This window comes from Streptomyces sp. SAS_272, from assembly GCF_052543235.1.
Map to the genome: position 1 here is coordinate 1 of NZ_JBMNDR010000105.1, position 15,997 is coordinate 15,997.

Sequence of the window (15,997 nt, forward strand, 5' to 3'; positions counted from 1 at the left end):
CGGCGTGGGCCGCCGTTCCCGCACCGGGTCATGTCGGCTGGGTGAACAGGGTGGTCGGGGCGACGAAGTCGAGCGCGGGATCCGCTGACAGGATCCCGTGCTGCAACTGCTGCAGTCGCGCCGACGGTTCCAGCCCGAGCTCGTCGGCCAGCTCGCTGCGCACGCGCTGGTAGACCTCCAGTGCGCGCCAGCGCTGTCCCGAGCGGTAGAGGGCGATCATGAGCTTGGCGCAGAAGTTCTCGTGCATCGGATTGCGGGCGACCAGCACCGCGAGTTCGCCGAGCAGCATGTGGTGCCTGCCCAGGTGCAGTTCGGCGGCGATACGGGTCTCGAGCAGACCCAGCCGGCTCTGCTCCAGACGTGTGGCCTCGATGCTGAGATGGACGCCGCGCAGGACGTCGATCAGGGCGTCCCCCGACCAGAGGTCGAGGGCCTGCCGGGCCACCCGGTACGCCTCCACGTGGTCTCCGTTCTCGGAGGCCTGGTTGGCCTCGTCGACGAGCCCGTCGTAGAGCTGGGCGTCCACCATCACCGCTTCGGGAGCGAACAGGTAGCCGTTGTAACGGGTCAGCAGGACGTCCTTCGCCGAGCCCGACAGCACGACCCGGCCGATCAGTCTGCGCAGTTGCAGGATGTAGGTCTGCAGGGTCGTCAGCGCGCTCCGCGGTGGTTTCTCACCCCAGATCTCCTCCACCAGGGTGGACACCGACACGACCTCACCGGCCCGCAGGGCCAGCAGTGCGAGGACCTGGCGCGGTTTCGCCGCCGTGGGCGCGATGCACCGGCCGGCCCCGGTGGCCTCCATCGGCCCGAGCACGTTTATTTCCAGCAACTTTTCCCCCTCTACGTGGCGCTTCTTTTAAGCCTCTGCGGTTACCTTCGAAGAATGCACGACCGGAATTGAGGCTCGGAACTGCCGCTGTCACCAATGCGCATGAGGTTCACAGGACCCAGGTATGGGTTTTTCATACGCGTGACGCGAACGGATCAGACGATCAGTAGCTTGGTGTCCTCGGGGAGGGCGGGAGAGCCCACCATCCTGGCGGTGCGCCGCCAGCGCCGGCGGCCCAGCACGACCCAGCCGGGCTCCCTCCTGCGGACCAGGCCGGCGACGGTTCTGCCGGTGTCGCTGTAGGTCGTGTGCAGGGTCCACTTCACGGCCCTGCCCTCCAGGAAGGCCCCGACCTTGAGCAGGGACTCCAGTTCGAGGTCGGTGGAGTCGAACGCGGCGGCCAGGGAACAGTCGAGCAGCAGGGTCCACGGCCGTCGCAGGACCAGGACGAGGACCAGGTCGCCTCCGTGTTCCTCGGCCAGGGCGACGGCGCAGCGCATGAGGCCGCTGTCCACCGTCCACATGACCGCGACGACGGGACGAGGGCGCCGCAGTGCCATCTTCCGCTCCTTCCCGCTCTTCCCGACTAGCCGAGGGAGTTCAGGCAGGCGACGAGGGTGCGTGCCTGCACGTTGACGTACTGGCTGTGCCGGAGCAGGGCGGTGAGCTGGCTGACCGTCGCCCAGGCGTGACCGGGCGGCAGGGCGTCGGTCGCCGCCGCGTCCGTCTCGGCGACGACGTAGCGGCTCACCGCGTTCAGGAAGCGGCCGCCCTCCTCGGCGTGGAGTGCGTCGTAGCGGATCCGCGGGGAGCCCTGGACGGGGATCAGGCCGAGGAACGGCGAGGTCTCCTCCTCGAGTTCGCCGGCCGACATGCACTGGACCGTCGGGGCCAGCTCGACGCCGTCCACGAAGCCGCCCTCGGTCGCGGCGCGCACGAGGACATGGAGCACGCCGTCGAACTCCCGCACCAGGAAGGCGGACAGGCCCCTGCCGACGGGTTCGACGAGCGGCTGGGACCAGGACGCGACCTCACGGCTGCCGGCCCGTACGTCGGCGGCGACCACCCGGAAGCAGCGGCCGTCGTCGCGGCTGATCTCCTTGTCGTCGCGGTGCCAGCCGGGCAGGGCGCCCAGCGGGAGCCGGCCGGCCTCGAGCCGGCAGTCGGCGCGCAGCCCGGTGAACCAGCTCAGCAGCTCGGCCGTGGTCGACACGGCGCCGGCGTCGGGGTCGCGGGAGGCGGCCAGGGAGCGGCTGAACCGGTCGGCGGCGCCGGCCTCCGGCCCCACCGGGGGCAGACACGCCAGCACCGTGCGCGAGTCCATGTTGATGACGTTGTCCCTGGCCAGCAGGGCGTTGATCTGCCCGAGGGTCAGCCAGCAGAAGTCGTCGTCGAGCGGGACCACGTCGTCGGGGGCCGCCTCGACTAGCATGTTCCGGTTCCGTTTGCGGTAGAACCAGTCGCCGTGCTCGGACTGCAGCACGTCGGCGATCACCCGCGCCGGCCGCTGTCCCGTGAAGTACTCCAGGTACTTGACCTTCGCGCCCCGGTGCACCTGCGTGTAGTTGCTCCGGGTGGCCTGGACGGTCGGCGAGAGCATCAGCGGCACCGGGTTTCCCGGCTCCATCTTGGCCTGCATCAGGAAATGCAGGACCCCGTCGAACTCTTTGACGAGAATCCCGAGGATGCCGACCTCGGGCTGGTTGATGATCGGCTGGAACCGTTCGGCCGTTCCGGGGGTGCGAAGACAGAGGCCTTCCACGGAGAAGAACCTGCCGCTTTCGTGCACGAGGTTCCCGATGTCGTTCTCGAATTTCCAGCCGCGCAGTCCGGAGAACGGAATGCGATCGACCGTGAAGTCATGCGCGCCCGCCCGTTCGGCCAGCCACGCGTCGAATTCGTCCATGTGCATCTGAACGCCCGCCGTCCGCTGGGCGGAGGCGGCGAGTCGGCTGGGAAGAACGAGGTCCTCCCGTGGCTTCAGATTTTCCACACCCGACACACCCTCGTTGGCTGGGAATCGTTGGGCGGCCCACGCTGGACGGGGCCGCTCGATTTCCGCGGCAGCGCTGCTGGAGCATTGCTCGGAAGGTGGGTTTTCCAGGCGTCCGCGAGCACGATCCGAGTCGTCAGGCACAAATTCTCAGAGCACGCACAACCCTCCGACACGGGAGATGGAAATGGCGGAACTGACGATCGACCGGCTCAAGGACATTCTGCGGATCAGCGCGGGCGAGGACGAGTCGGAGCAGCTCGCCGGCGACATCGGCGGGACCACGTTCGGCGAGCTCGGCTACGACTCGCTGGCCCTGCTGGAGACGGCGGCCCTCATCAAGCGCGAGTTCGGCGTCGACATCACCGACGACATGGAGCACCTGAACACGCCGCAGGCGATCACGGACTTCGTGAACGGCAAGTCCCTCGCGTGAGGGGCTCCGACGGGACGGGACGGGAAGGAACCGGATGAGCGACAGGCGGGTAGCGTTCGTCACCGGAGCCAGCAGCGGCATCGGCCTCGCGGTGACCCGGACGCTCGCGGAGCAGGGGATGGCGGTGTACGGGTGCGCCCGGGACGCCGACAAGCTGGCCGAGACGCTGGAGAAGCTCACCGCGGAAGGGCTGGAGGTCGCCGGCGGGCCCTGCGACGTGACGTCCACCGAGGGTGTGCGTGCCGCCGTCGCGGCGGCCGTGGAGCGCTTCGGGCGTATCGACATCCTGGTCAACAACGCCGGCCGGGGCGGCGGCGGGGAGATCGCGCATCTCGACGAGCCGACCTGGCTCGACGTGATCGACACCAACCTCAACGGTGTCTTCCGGGTGACCAAGGAGGTGCTGGCGTCCGGCCGGATGGGTGAGAACGGCTACGGGCGGATCGTCAGCATCGCCTCCACCGGCGGCAAGCAGGGCGTCGTCTACGCGTCGCCCTACTCGGCCTCCAAGCACGGGGTGGTGGGCTTCACCAAAGCGGTCGGTCTCGAACTGGCGAAGTCGGGCATCACCGTCAACGCGGTGTGTCCCGGGTACGTCGAGACGCCGATGGCCGAGCGGGTCAGGTCCGGGTACGCGGACTTCTGGGGCGTCTCCGAGCAGGACGTCCTGGAGAAGTTCAACGCCAAGATCCCGCTGGGGCGTTACTCGACCCCGGAGGAGGTCGCGGGTCTGGTCTCCTACCTGGTGACCGACACCGCGGCGTCCATCACGGCGCAGGCGATCAACGTCTGCGGCGGGCTGGGCAACTACTGAGCGCGCGACGGCTCCGGCCGTCGCGCGCCCGGCGCCCGAACGACGCAACACAACTGAACGACACAGCAGAGGGAGGGAGTGCCAGGCACCCCCTCCCTCAAGTCGTGTTCACCACTTGACCGGCAGCGACCACACGCCGTAGACGACGGAGCCCTCCTTGGTGCGGATGTCCTCGTAGGGCACCGCGAGCTGGAGGTCCGGGAACCGCTCGAAGATCTTGGTGAGGGCGATCTCCAGCTCGACCCGGGCCAGGTCCGCGCCGATGCAGTAGTGCGCGCCGTGCCCGAAGCCGAGGTGACGCCGGGTGCCGCGGGAGAGGATCAGCTCGTCGGGCCGTTCGAAGACGGTGGCGTCCCGGTTGGCCGGCAGGGCCAGGCACAGGATGCCGTCGCCCTTCTTGATGGTCACGCCGTCGAGCTCGATGTCGTCCAGCGCGACCCGGGGCACGGCCAGGTCGCCGATGGTGATGTAGCGGACGAGTTCCTCGACGGCCGGGCCGATCAGCGTCGGGTCGGCCTTGAGCTGCTCCAGCTGCTCCGGGTTGCGCAGCAGGGCCATGGTGCACAGGGAGATCATGTTGGCGGTCGTCTCGTGCCCGCCGTTCATCAGCAGCCGGCACAGGTTGACCAGGTCGCGCGTGGTGTACTCCTCGCCGGACTCCCGGTAGGCGATGATCGCCCGGCTGAGCAGGTCGTCGCCGGGCTCGCGCTCCTTGAGGCCGACCAGCTTCTCCAGGTACCTGCCCACCTCCACCATCGCGGCCTGCCGCTGGTCGGGGGTGCTGTGGCCGCCCAGCAGGTTGGTGCCGTGCTCGGCGAAGAACGCGTGGTCCTCGTACGGCACTCCGAGCAGTTCGCAGATCATCGACATCGGGACCGGCAGCGAGACGATCTCGTGCAGGTCGGCCGGCGAGCCCGCCGCCTCGAGGGCGTCGAGGCGCAGGTCCACGTTCTCGGCGATCTTCGCGCGCAGCTGCTGGACCCGGCGGTTGGTGAAGGTGACGGCGGCCTTGCGGCGGGTGGTGGTGTGCTCGGGGGCGTCGTAACCGATGAAGGAGGTCTCGGTGCGGAACTCCGGCGGGGCCTCGAAGTAGAAGGGGAAGTTGTCGTGCTTGCGCGAGGAGCTGATGCGCGGATCGGTCAGCAGCTGGCGTATCAGGTGGTAGTCGGTGACCGCCCAGACCTCGAGGCCGGTGATGAGGCTGACTTTCGTCACCGACCCCTTCTTCATCATGGGCCCGTACTCCTCGGGCAGGGAGAAGGGGCATTTGCGCTTGTAGGGAAACGTCGACTGCTCGGTCGTGGATTCTGCGGCGTTCACCGACATGACTACTCCTTGTCTCCGGCGAATTCAGAAGGTCGGCTCGGAATCGCGTTCTGAGGCGAATGCGAAAGGAAAGCGGAGCGCTGCCGGGCGTAGTGCGCCAGACAGTCCTCGTAGCGGGGCAGAATGCCGATTTCGGCGGCCCGGGACAGACTCGGCGCCTGAAGGTCCTTCGGCGCCACCACCACCGGTTCCTCCGTCGAGGGCCAGGGCAGGGCCAGATCCGGGTCGAACGGGTCGATCTCGAAGGGAGTGCCCGGGATGTACGGGGTGTCGAACACGTAACTCACGCAGGAGTCGTCGGTCAGTGACACGAAGCCGTGCGCCATCCCGTCGGGCAGGAACACCGCCGTGCCTCTCCCGGGCTCCAGCAGACTGACGTCGTGGCCGCCGAACGTCGGCGAGCCGACGCGCACGTCCAGCACCACGTCCAGCACCGCGCCCCGGACGCAGGTGACGTACTTGGCCTGGCCCGGCGGCAGACTCACCCCGTGCATGCCGCGCAGCACATGGCGGTGGTTGACGGAGAAGTTGGTCTGCACCGGCCGGAACACGTGGCCGGTCACGCGGGTGAACTCCTCGTCCCGGAAGGACTCGAAGAACGCGCCCCGCTCGTCGCCGTGGATTCGCGGCCGGATGCGGTAGGCGTCCCGCACGGCCATCTCCTCGATCTCCATGGCCCGCGAAGCTACGAGACGCGGCTCGAGCACCGCTGGTGGCGGCGGCTCAAGTACGGCTCGAGTGGCGGGCAGTTGCATGGCCAGCATGAGGATTCTCGTGAGCACCGGCCCGAGCTACGGGCTCTACTGTCCGGTCGTCCCGCTGGCCTGGGCGCTGCGCGCGGCGGGTCACGACGTGCTGGTCGCCGCACCGGAGAGCCTTGCCCCCGTGGCCAACGGCTCGGGAATGCCCTTCATCCCGACCTACGGGCCGATGCACATGCGGGAGGTCATGGCCCACGACCGGCAGGGCGACCCCATCGCGTTCGCGCGTGAGGAGCCCCAGATGCTGGAGCAGGCCGGCCGCGGCTTCGGCCGGCTCGCCGCCCGCACCCTGCCCGGCCTCCTCGACGTCGCCGAGAAGTGGAAACCCGACGTCATCGTCGCGGAGCCGCACACCTACGCGGCCGGCGTCGTGGCGCAGCTGAAGGGCATCCCCTGGGTCGAGCACGGCGTCGGCCTCGGCTACTTCCGCGAGATGGACAAGTCGGGGGCCGACGAGCTGACGCCGGAACTGACCGAGCTGGGCCTGGGCGCCCTGCCCGAGCCCGACCTGGCGCTGGAACCCTGCCCGGCCTCGCTGCTGCCCGCGGGCGGCGCCCACGGCGTCCCGATGCGCTACGTCCAGTACGACCCGCCGGCCACCGTCCCGTCGTGGGTGTTCGAGGCGCGCGAGCGGCCCCGCCTGCTGCTCACTCTGGGCACGGTGGCACCCGCGGCCGGCGGCGCCCGGGTGCTCAAGGACCTGGTCAACTCGCTGCCCGCGCTGGGCGTGGAGCTGCTCGTCGCGGTCGCCGACGACATCGTCCCCGAGCTGGGCCCGCTGCCCGACGCGGTGCTGGCCGCCGGCTTCCTGCCGCTCGCCTCGGTGCTGCCCTCCTGCGACCTGGTGGTCCACCACTGCGGCGGCGGCTCCACCATGGCGGCGATCCTCGCGGGACTGCCCCAACTGCTGGTCCCGCAGCCGATCGTCGCCGAACAGTACGACAGCGCGCGCCGTGTCACCGCGTACGGCTCCGCCCGCCAGCTGGTGGGGCAGCCCATCGACCCGGAAGCCGTCGTGGAGAACTGCCGCGCCCTGCTCGAGGACGAGTCGTACGGCGTCAGGGCCCGGGCACTGCGCGCGGAGGTGGCCGCGATGCCGTCCCCGGCGTCCGTCGTGCCCGTCATCGAAGAACTCGCCGGCGTCAGGCCGGGACGGTAGGGAAGGAAACCCCGTTGAGCGACACCAACAGCCGCGCGCACCTGCTGCCGGAGACGCTCGAGGTGCGCGGCGCCCGCGAGCACAACCTGCGCGGCGTCGACGTGGACCTGCCGCACCGCAACCTCACGGTGTTCACCGGCGTCTCCGGCTCGGGCAAGTCGTCCCTGGCCTTCGCCACGATCTACGCCGAGGGCCAGCGGCGGCAGCTGCAGAGCATGTCGACCTTCGCCCGCCAGTTCATGCACCAGATGGACAAGCCGGACGTCGACCACATCGGCGGCCTGTGCTCGGCCGTCGCGGTCGACCAGCGCTCCTCGGCCTCCCGCAGCCCGCGCTCCACGGTGGGCACGGTCACCGAGGTGTACGACCTGCTGCGGGTCGTGTTCGCGCGGATCGGGCATCCGCACTGCACCGTGTGCGGGACCGAGCTGGCCGGCGACGCCTGCCCGCAGGGTCACGACAGCGCGCTGCCCGAGATGACCAACGGGGCCTTCTCCTTCAACCTGCCCTTCGGCCAGTGCACCGCCTGCCAGGGCGTCGGCACCCGGCTCGAGGTGGACCCCACGACCCTGGTCGCCGATCCGGGCCGCTCCCTGCTGGAGGGCGCGATCACGCCCTGGCGGCCCACGTTCACCGAGCCGGAGCGGATGAAGGCCCGCGCGGTGGCGGTGCTGCTGGGCGAGGACGAGAGCACTCCCTGGGAGGAGCTCTCGGAGGGGCTGCGGCACACGCTGCTGCACGGCACCGACATCAAGGTCCGGGCCCGAAAGTTCGACAAGCCCGGCGACCCGGTCAAGGACGTGGTGTTCACCGGGGTGGTGCCCTGGCTCTACGAGCGGTACCGCAAGTCCGGCGGTGAGAACTTCGGGCAGCTGGAGAACTACATGCGGCCGGCGCCCTGCCGTGAGTGCGGGGGCGGCCGGCTCAATCCGGCGCAGCTCGCGGTCCGGGTCGCCGGGCGCGGCATCGCGGAGGTGACGGCGCTGCCCGTCTCCGTGTCGCTGCGCTTCTTCCAGGAGCTGGACGTGGCGGAGCGGGAGCGCGCCGCCGTCGGCCAGGCCCTGGAGGAGATCGTGCAGCGGCTCGGCCATCTGACGCGGATGGGGCTGGAGTACCTCAGTCTCGACCGTCCGGCGCGCACCCTGTCCGGCGGCGAGTCGCAGCGCATCCGGCTGGCCGGTCTGCTCGGCACCGACATGTTCGGCCTGCTCTACGTCCTCGACGAGCCGACCACCGGTCTGCACCCCAGGGACATCGAGAAGCTGGTGGCCACCCTCCAGGATCTGCGCGACCAGGGCAACACGGTGCTCATCGTGGAGCACGACCACCAGATGATCAAAGCCGCGGACTGGGTGGTGGAACTCGGTCCGGCGGCCGGCGAGCACGGCGGCGAGCTGCTGTTCAGCGGCCCGGCCGAGCAGCTGCTCGCCGACGTGAACTCGCCGACGGGCGGCTACACCAGCGGCACGCGCGGCATCGCGGTGCCGGCGAGCCGACGGCCCGGGGCGCCGGACCGCAGGATCGCCGTGTACGGCGCGAAGGAGAACAACCTCGCCGGGTTCGACGTCGCCTTCCCGCTCGGCACGTTCATCGCGGTGACCGGGGTGTCGGGGGCCGGCAAGTCCACGCTGGTGGACGACATCCTCTACCCGGCGGTGGAGAGCGCGCTGGGCGGCGACGCGCCGGCGCCGGGCGCCCACACCAGGATCGAGGGGCTGCACCACGTCGACCGGGTGATCAGGGTGGACCAGGCGCCGATCGGGCGTTCCGGCCGGTCGACGCCGGCGACGTACACCGGGGTCTTCGACAGCGTCCGCAAGGTGTTCTGTCAGACCGCGGAGGCGAAGAAGCGCCGCTACAAGCCGGGCCGGTTCTCCTTCAACTCGGCGGGCGGGCGCTGCGAGACCTGCACCGGCGACGGCTCCATCAAGATCGAGATGCAGCTGCTGCCCGATGTCTTCCTGCACTGCGAGACCTGTGACGGCACCCGCTACAACGCGGAGACGCTGGAGATCCGCTACCGCGGCAAGAACATCGCCGAGGTGCTGGCCATGCCCGTCGAGGAGGCGCTGGAGTTCTTCGCGGGGGAGCCCGCCATCGAGGCACCGCTGCGTGTGCTCGACGAGGTCGGCCTCGGCTATCTGCGACTGGGGCAGTCGGCGACCACGCTCTCCGGCGGTGAGGCCCAGCGCGTCAAGCTCGCCAACGAGCTGCAGCGCAGGGCGGGCGCGCACACCCTCTACCTGCTCGACGAGCCGACCACCGGCCTGCACTCCAGTGACATCGAGCGGTTGCTGTCGGTGCTGCACAGCCTGGTCGACAAGGGGCACACCGTGCTCGCCGTCTCGCACAACCTCGACCTGATCAAGACGGCGGACTGGGTGGTGGACATCGGTCCGGAGGGCGGCGACGGAGGCGGCGCGCTGGTCGCCGCGGGGACCCCCGAGCAGGTGGCCGGGCAGCCGGACGGCCACACGGGGCGTTTCCTGCGCGACGTGCTGGGGACGAGCGGGCGGCCGTGATGAAGGGGTCGCCCACGTCGGGCTCGGAGCCGGTCCGGATCGGTGTGCTGGGGTGCGCGGACATCGCCCGCCGCCGGGTGCTGCCCGCCTTCGCGGCGGACCCCGGCAGCCGGGTGGTGGCCGTGGCCAGCCGGGACGGCGGCCGGGCCCGCGAGGTGGCCGACCGGTACGACTGCGCCGCCGTGACGGGCTACGAGAGCCTGATCGCCGACCCGCAGGTGGAGGCCGTCTACGTGCCGCTGCCCGTCGCCCTGCACGCCCGGTGGATCGAACGGGCGTTACGGGCGGGCAAGCACGTGCTCGGCGAGAAGCCCCTCACCGGCGACGTCGACTCCACCCGCCGGCTGTTCGAGCTGGCCGCGTCGCGCGGTCTGGTGCTCGCCGAGAACTTCATGTTCCCGCGTCATCCGCTGCACCGGCGGGTGCGGGAGCTGCTCGCGGGCGGCGCCATCGGTGAACTGCGCAGCTTCACAGGGGAGTTCGCCATCCCCGCGCCGCCACCGGGCGACGTCCGCTACGACGCGGCCCTCGGCGGCGGCGCCCTGCTGGACATCGCCGTCAACCCGCTGCTCGCCGCCCGCTTCTTCCTCGGCCCCGAGCTCACGGTGTGCGGGGCGCGGCTGCGCCGGCACCCGGTGCACGGCGTGGACACCGGCGGAGCGGTCCTGCTGGCCGCACCGGACGGCGTCACCGCGCAGGTGGTGTTCGGCATGGAACACGCCTACCGGGCGGCGTACGAGCTGTGGGGGAGCGCGGGGCGGATCCGGGTGGAGCGCGCCTACGCGCCGCCCGCCGACCACTGTCCGGTGATCCGCGTGGAGCGGCCGGAGGGCGTCGAGGAACTCGTCCTGCGCCCCGGGGACCAGTACCTCGAGGCGGTCCGCGCGTTCTCGCACGCCGTCCGGCAGACCCGGCCGACCGGACCGGCCCAGCAGGCCCAGCAGGCCCAGCAGGCCCAGCAGGCCCGACAGGCCCGACAGACCCGGCAGACCGGTGACGGCCCCGGGGCCGAGCGGAGTCTTCGCGAACGGCACCAGGAGCGGGCCCTCACGGTCGCCCGGCTGGTCGCCGAGGTTCGAGCGGCGGACAAGGCCGCTTCCAGCGCCGCACAGCACCCTGTTCCGAGCTGGGACGACCCGAGAGGGGCCTTATGAACTCCGCTGTCACCGACAAGCTGCGCTGTGAGCGCATCACGAAATTCCGCGACGTCATCCCCGGCGACGGTCCGGGCAGGCTCTCCTCTCCCGCCGGGGATCTGGTGAGGTTCGCCAACGGCGACGCCTACCGGTTCGCCGCGTACTGGGACTGCCTGCCGGGCGGACCGTGCCGTGGCAACCACTACCACCTCGACAAGACCGAGGTGATGTTCGTGATCTCCGGCGAACTGAGAGCCGCCTACTACGACCTCGACACCGGCCAGCGCTTCGACACCGTGCTGGTCGCCGGGGACCTGGTCACCGTCCACCCGCGCCTCGTGCACAGCTACATGGCGCTCAGCCCCACCCAGGTGGTGGAGGTGGCCTCGCACGCCTACTCGCCGAGCGACACGCATCCCTACGTGTTGCTCTGACCCGACCAACCCGCCGCACACACACCCCCCATAGAAGGAGAAGATCGTGACCGCTCTGGAAGCAACGTCGTCCGGGGAGCGGGAGGGAGAGCTCAATCCCAAGCGCTGGATCGCGTTGACCGTGATCCTCGTGGCCGCGTTCATGGACATGCTCGACAGCACGATCCTGAACGTGGCGATCCCCTCCATCCGAACCGATCTCGACGCCGGCTACGCGGACATCCAGTGGGTCACCGCCGGCTACCAGCTCGCCTTCGCCCTGCTGCTGATCCTCGGCGGCCGGCTCGGCGACATCTACGGTCGCAAGCGGATCTTCCAGATCGGCGTGGCGGGCTTCACCCTCGCCTCGCTGGCCGCGGCCGTGTCGGTCGACCCGGGCATGCTGATCGTGTCCCGGCTGGCCCAGGGCGGCTTCGCCTCGATCATGGTGCCGCAGGTCCTGGCCATCATCCACGTCAGCTTCCCGCCGCAGGAGCGCGCCAAGGCGTTCGGCATGTTCGGCACGGTGGCCGGTCTCGCCGCGCTCACCGGTCTGAGCCTCGGCGGCCTGCTGGTCGAGTGGAACCTGTTCGGCCTGGAATGGCGGCTGGTGTTCCTCATCAACATCCCCGTCGGCCTCTTCGGTCTGATCGTCGGACAGAAGAGCATCGTCGAGTCCAAGGCGCCGGTCGCGCTGCGGCTGGACATCCTCGGCGCGGTCCTCGCCGCCGTCACCCTGTTCCTGCTCGTCTTCCCGCTCATCCAGGGGCGCGAGCTGGGCTGGCCGGCCTGGGGCTTCGTCCTGCTGGCGCTGACGCCGGTGTCGCTGTTCGTGTTCGTCCGCCAGCAGCAGGCCCGTACCCGAAAGGACGGTTCGCCGCTGGTCGCGCTCAACCTGTTCCGGCTGCGCAGCTTCTCCTCCGCGCTCAGCGTGCAGCTCGCCTTCAACATCGGCGTGGGCGTGTTCTTCCTGTCCTGGAGCCTGTACATGCAGGTCGGCCTGGGCTGGAGCCCGATCCGCGCCGGTCTGACCAGCCTGCCGTTCTGCATCGCCACCTTCGTCACGTCGGCGCTGTCGTACGCCTTCCTCGCCGCGAAGATGGGACGCAAGCTCCTGCAACTCGGCGCGGTGCTGGTGCTGTTGGGCCTCGGCTCCTACATCTGGGTGGTCGAGCACTACGGCAGCGAGGCCACCAGCTGGAAGATGGCGCTCCCGCTGGCCTTCTTCGGGCTCGGCTTCGGCATGGTCATGTCCCCGATCCCGGACATGGCCACCAGTGAGGCTCCGCGGCAGGACGCGGGCTCGGCCTCGGGTCTGGTCAACACCAACCAGCAGCTCGGGTTCGCCGTCGGCACGGCCCTGGTCAGCGTCATCTTCTTCGGCGCCCTGGGCGGCAACGCGGCCGACAACTCCCGGGAGGCGGCCCCGCAGCTGCGCAAGGACCTGGCCGCCGTGTCGGTCACCGGGGCGGACGCGGACCGGGTCGTGGACTACTTCGTGCAGTGCACGAGCGACCAGGCGAAGGAGAAGGACTGGACCGTCCAGGCGCCGAGCTGCGCCAAGGCCCCGTCCGAGCTCACCGGCAACCCGAAGGTCGCCGCGGTGTTCGCCGACACGGGCAAGCACACCAACGCGCTCACCTTCGCCGACACGTTCGCCCACGCGCTGCGCTGGTTCATCGGCGGCATGGTCCTCACCTTGCTGCTGACGTTCCTGCTGCCCCGCAAGAACGCGGCGCACGGAGAGCAGGGCGAGGCCGGCGCGGAGCCGAAGGCCGTGGCGGAGAACGCCTGACGGTCGCGGACCGCGACGGGAATCCGGGCCGCGGCCCGTGGGGCAGCACGCCCCGCGGGCCGCGGCTCTGCACGTGGCGCGGGGTCCGCGCGCCCACGGTGCGGCGGTCCGCGCGCCCACGGCGCGGCGGTCCGCGCGCCCGTGATGCGCCCCGTGATGCGCCCCGTGGTGCGAGCGGGACGAAGCCTGCTGAAGCCGTCATCCGGCGATCATGAATTCTTCACCACCGGCCGGTGAGTGCGGCACTACTGCGGCCCTCCTCCTCTCGGCGAGACTCCTGGTCAGACGCCGAGGCCGCGGAGCACACCGACCCGCGAGACGACGGCGCACCGCACGGTCACACCGACCACGTCGCCCGACGCGGTTCACAGACGATCGAGGGGGAGACCATGTCCGCACAGCACCTTTCCGAGGACCTGTTCATCGAGGAGTACAACCCGGCCGCCCCGTGGGCCGCGCCGACCGACTCCTTCGTCTGCTGGGCCGAGTCGGCCGTGCCCGCCACCGCGGACCACAGCGGGGTCTGACGGTGATCCGGTCGGCTTCGGGGAAGCCCCGCCTGGGCTTCAAGGAACACCTGACGGTCCAGATCGTCCCCGGGGAAGCGGTCTACCTGATGTCCGGGCGACGCGTCACCACGTTGCACGGCGCGGAGATCTGCCACCTCGCGGAACTGCTGGACGGCGCCAGGACGCGCGACGCCATCCTCGCGGAGGCGTCAGGGCGACTGCCGGTCGAGCGAACGCTGCGGCTGCTCGACCGTCTGACCGAAGCCGACCTGCTGGCCGAACTGCCCGAGTCGCGGGCCGACGACGCCGCGGAGCGCGCGTACTGGGACGCCGCCGGTCTCAGCGGCGGCGCCGTCCGCCCCGTGGCCACCGTGCACACCGTGGCGGTGGGGGGCGTCGGCCCCGAGACACTGCACACGGCCGCCGTGGCGGCCGGCCTGCGCACCGGGCCGGCCGCCGAGGCGGACCTGGTCCTGGTGGCCTGCGACGACTACCTCGATCCCCGGCTGCGCGAACTCGACCGGGAGTACCGGGAGGCCGGACGCTGCTGGCTGCCGATCCAGCTGCACGGCACCGAGACCTGGATCGGCCCGTTCCTCGGGGCGCCGGACGGCCCGTGCTGGTCGTGCCTGGCCGAACGGCTGTGGCGCAGCCGTCCGGTCGAGGCCCGGCTCCAGCAGGGGCTGGGCCGCTCCGGCCCGCTGCCCCGCCGCCCCTGCGCGGTCCCGGCGAGCCTGCTCGCCGGGCTCCACCTGGCCGTGCTGGAGGCGGTCAAGTGGCTGGCCGGCCTGCGCCACCCCGGCCAGGAGGCGCTGTGGACCCTGAACGGACTGATGCTGACGGGCAGTCACCATCCGGTGAGCCGACGCCCGCAGTGCCCGGACTGCGGCGACCCCACGCTGGTCGCCGCCAGGGTCGAGGCGCCCGTGGTGCTGACGTCCCGGCCCAAGGCGGACAGCGACGGCGGCGGGCACCGGGCCCTCGGCCCGGAGGAGATGCTCCGGCGCTACGGCCGTCACGTGGACCCGCTCACCGGCCTCGTCCGGGAGATACGCCGTGACCCGCGCGGGCCGGCCTTCCTCAACGTGTTCCACGCCGGGCACAACCTGGCCCTGACCCATCACGACCCGCGCGGCTGGCGCACCGGGCTGCGCGCCACCAGCGCGGGAAAGGGCAGCACCCCGCTACGGGCGAAGGTGAGCGCCCTGGCGGAGGTGCTGGAGCGGCACAGCGGGCACCTCCAGGGCGACGAGCCGATGCTGCACGCGAGGTACGACGCGCTCGGCGAGGAGGCCGTCCACCCCGACTCCGTCCAGCTCTTCGACGCCGCCCAGTTCACCGGCCGCGCGCGCTGGAACGCCGGACACGGCGCGTTCCAGCAGGTCTGCGAACCCTTCGACGAGGGCCGGGAGATCGAGTGGACCCCGGTCTGGTCGCTCACCGAACAGCGGCGCCGGCTGCTGCCCACGGCTCTGCTCTACTTCGGCGCCTCCCGCCTCGCGGGCCGCCCGTACTGCCTCGCCACCTCCAACGGCGTGGCCGCGGGCGCCTCTCTCGAGGACGCGGTGCTCCAGGGGTTCCTGGAGCTCGTCGAGCGGGATGCCGTAGCCCTGTGGTGGTACAACCGGCTGCGCCGGCCCGGGGTGGACCTCGGCTCCTTCGAGGATCCCTGGATCGCCGAACTGCGCACGGTCCACGCCGGCTTGAACCGCGAGGTGTGGGCTCTCGACCTCACCGCCGACCTCGGCATTCCCACGGTCGTCGCCCTGTCCCGCCGCACGGACAAGGCCGGGGAGGACATCACGCTCGGCTTCGGCGCGCACTTCGACCCCAGGATCGCGCTGCACCGCGCCCTCACCGAACTGAACCAGATGCTCCCGTACGTCGTGGACGCCGGCGCCGACGGCGCCGGATACGGCACCGACGACGCCGAGGTGCTGCGCTGGATGCGCACCGCACGGGCCGCCGAACTCCCTTATCTGCGGCCGGATCCGGAGCGTCCCGCGATGAACGCGGACACCCACCCGTACCGGGCCCGGGCCGATCTGCGGGAGGATGTCGCCGAGGCGGAGCGGATCGTCCGCGAGGCCGGACTGGACATGCTCGTGCTCGACCAGACCCGTCCCGACGTGGGGCTGCCGGTGGCCCGCGTCATCGTCCCCGGGCTCCGCCCCCACTGGGCCCGGTTCGCACCCGGCCGTCTCTACGACGTGCCGGTGCGAAGCAAAGACCTGACCGAACCGACCCGCTACGAGGACCTCAACCCGGTCCCCCTGTTCCTGTGACCGTCCCCGTGATTCC

General features: G+C 70.9%; 14 protein-coding genes. 9 read left to right on the forward strand and 5 right to left on the reverse strand.

Annotated features, from left to right (window positions below; all coding sequences use genetic code 11):
- Positions 1-28 precede the first annotated feature (28 nt).
- From ACN6LD_RS36985 to ACN6LD_RS36995, 3 genes are all read right to left on the reverse strand, one after another.
- A complete protein-coding gene (locus tag ACN6LD_RS36985; RefSeq protein ID WP_319194549.1) occupies positions 29-832 on the reverse strand; it encodes an AfsR/SARP family transcriptional regulator in 804 nt (267 codons plus the stop codon).
- A gap of 155 nt (positions 833-987) precedes the next feature.
- The gene (locus ACN6LD_RS36990) at positions 988-1,392 is read right to left on the reverse strand and encodes a hypothetical protein (RefSeq protein ID WP_319194551.1); all 405 of its coding nucleotides are present in this window, start codon (positions 1,390-1,392) and stop codon (positions 988-990) included.
- A gap of 26 nt (positions 1,393-1,418) precedes the next feature.
- Positions 1,419-2,834: an NDP-hexose 2,3-dehydratase family protein gene (locus ACN6LD_RS36995; protein ID WP_415924950.1), complete on the reverse strand. Its 1,416-nt coding sequence runs from the start codon at positions 2,832-2,834 to the stop codon at positions 1,419-1,421.
- Between the two features lie 178 nt (positions 2,835-3,012).
- On the opposite strand from ACN6LD_RS36995, the gene ACN6LD_RS37000 reads away from it, so the two are divergent.
- Entirely contained in the window at positions 3,013-3,261 is a 249-nt protein-coding gene (locus tag ACN6LD_RS37000) for an acyl carrier protein (RefSeq protein ID WP_057577785.1), read from the forward strand.
- Between the two features lie 34 nt (positions 3,262-3,295).
- The gene (locus ACN6LD_RS37005; protein WP_306950109.1) at positions 3,296-4,075 is read left to right on the forward strand and encodes an SDR family NAD(P)-dependent oxidoreductase; all 780 of its coding nucleotides are present in this window, start codon (positions 3,296-3,298) and stop codon (positions 4,073-4,075) included.
- A gap of 108 nt (positions 4,076-4,183) precedes the next feature.
- On the opposite strand, the gene ACN6LD_RS37010 is transcribed toward ACN6LD_RS37005, so the two are convergent.
- Both ACN6LD_RS37010 and ACN6LD_RS37015 read right to left on the reverse strand, forming a co-directional pair.
- Positions 4,184-5,401: a cytochrome P450 gene (locus ACN6LD_RS37010; RefSeq protein WP_319194556.1), complete on the reverse strand. Its 1,218-nt coding sequence runs from the start codon at positions 5,399-5,401 to the stop codon at positions 4,184-4,186.
- A 2-nt stretch (positions 5,402-5,403) separates the two neighbouring features.
- Complete coding sequence (locus tag ACN6LD_RS37015) at positions 5,404-6,075, reverse strand: dTDP-4-dehydrorhamnose 3,5-epimerase family protein (RefSeq protein ID WP_319194558.1); 672 nt, start codon at positions 6,073-6,075, stop codon at positions 5,404-5,406.
- 88 nt (positions 6,076-6,163) lie between these two features.
- On the opposite strand from ACN6LD_RS37015, the gene ACN6LD_RS37020 reads away from it, so the two are divergent.
- The 7 genes from ACN6LD_RS37020 (at position 6,164) to ACN6LD_RS37050 (ending at position 15,981) form a co-directional block, all read left to right on the forward strand.
- Entirely contained in the window at positions 6,164-7,321 is a 1,158-nt protein-coding gene (locus ACN6LD_RS37020; RefSeq protein ID WP_319194560.1) for a nucleotide disphospho-sugar-binding domain-containing protein, read from the forward strand.
- A gap of 44 nt (positions 7,322-7,365) precedes the next feature.
- The gene (uvrA, locus tag ACN6LD_RS37025) at positions 7,366-9,843 is read left to right on the forward strand and encodes an excinuclease ABC subunit UvrA (protein ID WP_415924951.1); all 2,478 of its coding nucleotides are present in this window, start codon (positions 7,366-7,368) and stop codon (positions 9,841-9,843) included.
- Positions 9,843-10,997 carry a Gfo/Idh/MocA family protein gene (locus ACN6LD_RS37030; protein WP_445045442.1) on the forward strand — a complete coding sequence of 385 codons (1,155 nt, stop codon included), beginning with the start codon at positions 9,843-9,845 and terminating at the stop codon, positions 10,995-10,997. The genes uvrA and ACN6LD_RS37030 overlap by 1 nt, the downstream gene beginning before the upstream one ends.
- On the forward strand, positions 10,994-11,413 hold the full coding sequence (locus ACN6LD_RS37035; protein ID WP_266724886.1) for a cupin domain-containing protein: 420 nt from the start codon (positions 10,994-10,996) through the stop codon (positions 11,411-11,413). Before ACN6LD_RS37030 ends, ACN6LD_RS37035 begins: the two co-directional genes overlap by 4 nt.
- A gap of 46 nt (positions 11,414-11,459) precedes the next feature.
- Positions 11,460-13,187 (forward strand): MFS transporter, encoded by a 1,728-nt coding sequence (locus tag ACN6LD_RS37040; RefSeq protein WP_319194568.1) that lies wholly within the window; start codon positions 11,460-11,462, stop codon positions 13,185-13,187.
- Positions 13,188-13,576: 389 nt separating this feature from the next.
- Positions 13,577-13,714: a hypothetical protein gene (locus tag ACN6LD_RS37045; RefSeq protein ID WP_319194570.1), complete on the forward strand. Its 138-nt coding sequence runs from the start codon at positions 13,577-13,579 to the stop codon at positions 13,712-13,714.
- Between the two features lie 2 nt (positions 13,715-13,716).
- Positions 13,717-15,981 (forward strand): TOMM precursor leader peptide-binding protein, encoded by a 2,265-nt coding sequence (locus tag ACN6LD_RS37050; protein ID WP_319194572.1) that lies wholly within the window; start codon positions 13,717-13,719, stop codon positions 15,979-15,981.
- The last annotated feature ends 16 nt before the right edge of the window (positions 15,982-15,997 follow it).

What these genes read in the sequence shown, in the direction of transcription:
- ACN6LD_RS36990 (WP_319194551.1), bottom strand. Translation starts at nt 1,392, where the DNA reads ATGGCACTGCGGCGCCCTCGTCCCGTCGTCGCGGTCATGTGGACGGTG.
- ACN6LD_RS37035 (WP_266724886.1), top strand. Translation starts at nt 10,994, where the DNA reads ATGAACTCCGCTGTCACCGACAAGCTGCGCTGTGAGCGCATCACGAAA.
- ACN6LD_RS37020 (WP_319194560.1), top strand. Translation starts at nt 6,164, where the DNA reads ATGAGGATTCTCGTGAGCACCGGCCCGAGCTACGGGCTCTACTGTCCG.
- ACN6LD_RS37005 (WP_306950109.1), top strand. Translation starts at nt 3,296, where the DNA reads ATGAGCGACAGGCGGGTAGCGTTCGTCACCGGAGCCAGCAGCGGCATC.
- ACN6LD_RS37010 (WP_319194556.1), bottom strand. Translation starts at nt 5,401, where the DNA reads ATGTCGGTGAACGCCGCAGAATCCACGACCGAGCAGTCGACGTTTCCC.
- ACN6LD_RS37030 (WP_445045442.1), top strand. Translation starts at nt 9,843, where the DNA reads ATGAAGGGGTCGCCCACGTCGGGCTCGGAGCCGGTCCGGATCGGTGTG.
- ACN6LD_RS37015 (WP_319194558.1), bottom strand. Translation starts at nt 6,075, where the DNA reads ATGGAGATCGAGGAGATGGCCGTGCGGGACGCCTACCGCATCCGGCCG.
- ACN6LD_RS37000 (WP_057577785.1), top strand. Translation starts at nt 3,013, where the DNA reads ATGGCGGAACTGACGATCGACCGGCTCAAGGACATTCTGCGGATCAGC.
- ACN6LD_RS37045 (WP_319194570.1), top strand. Translation starts at nt 13,577, where the DNA reads ATGTCCGCACAGCACCTTTCCGAGGACCTGTTCATCGAGGAGTACAAC.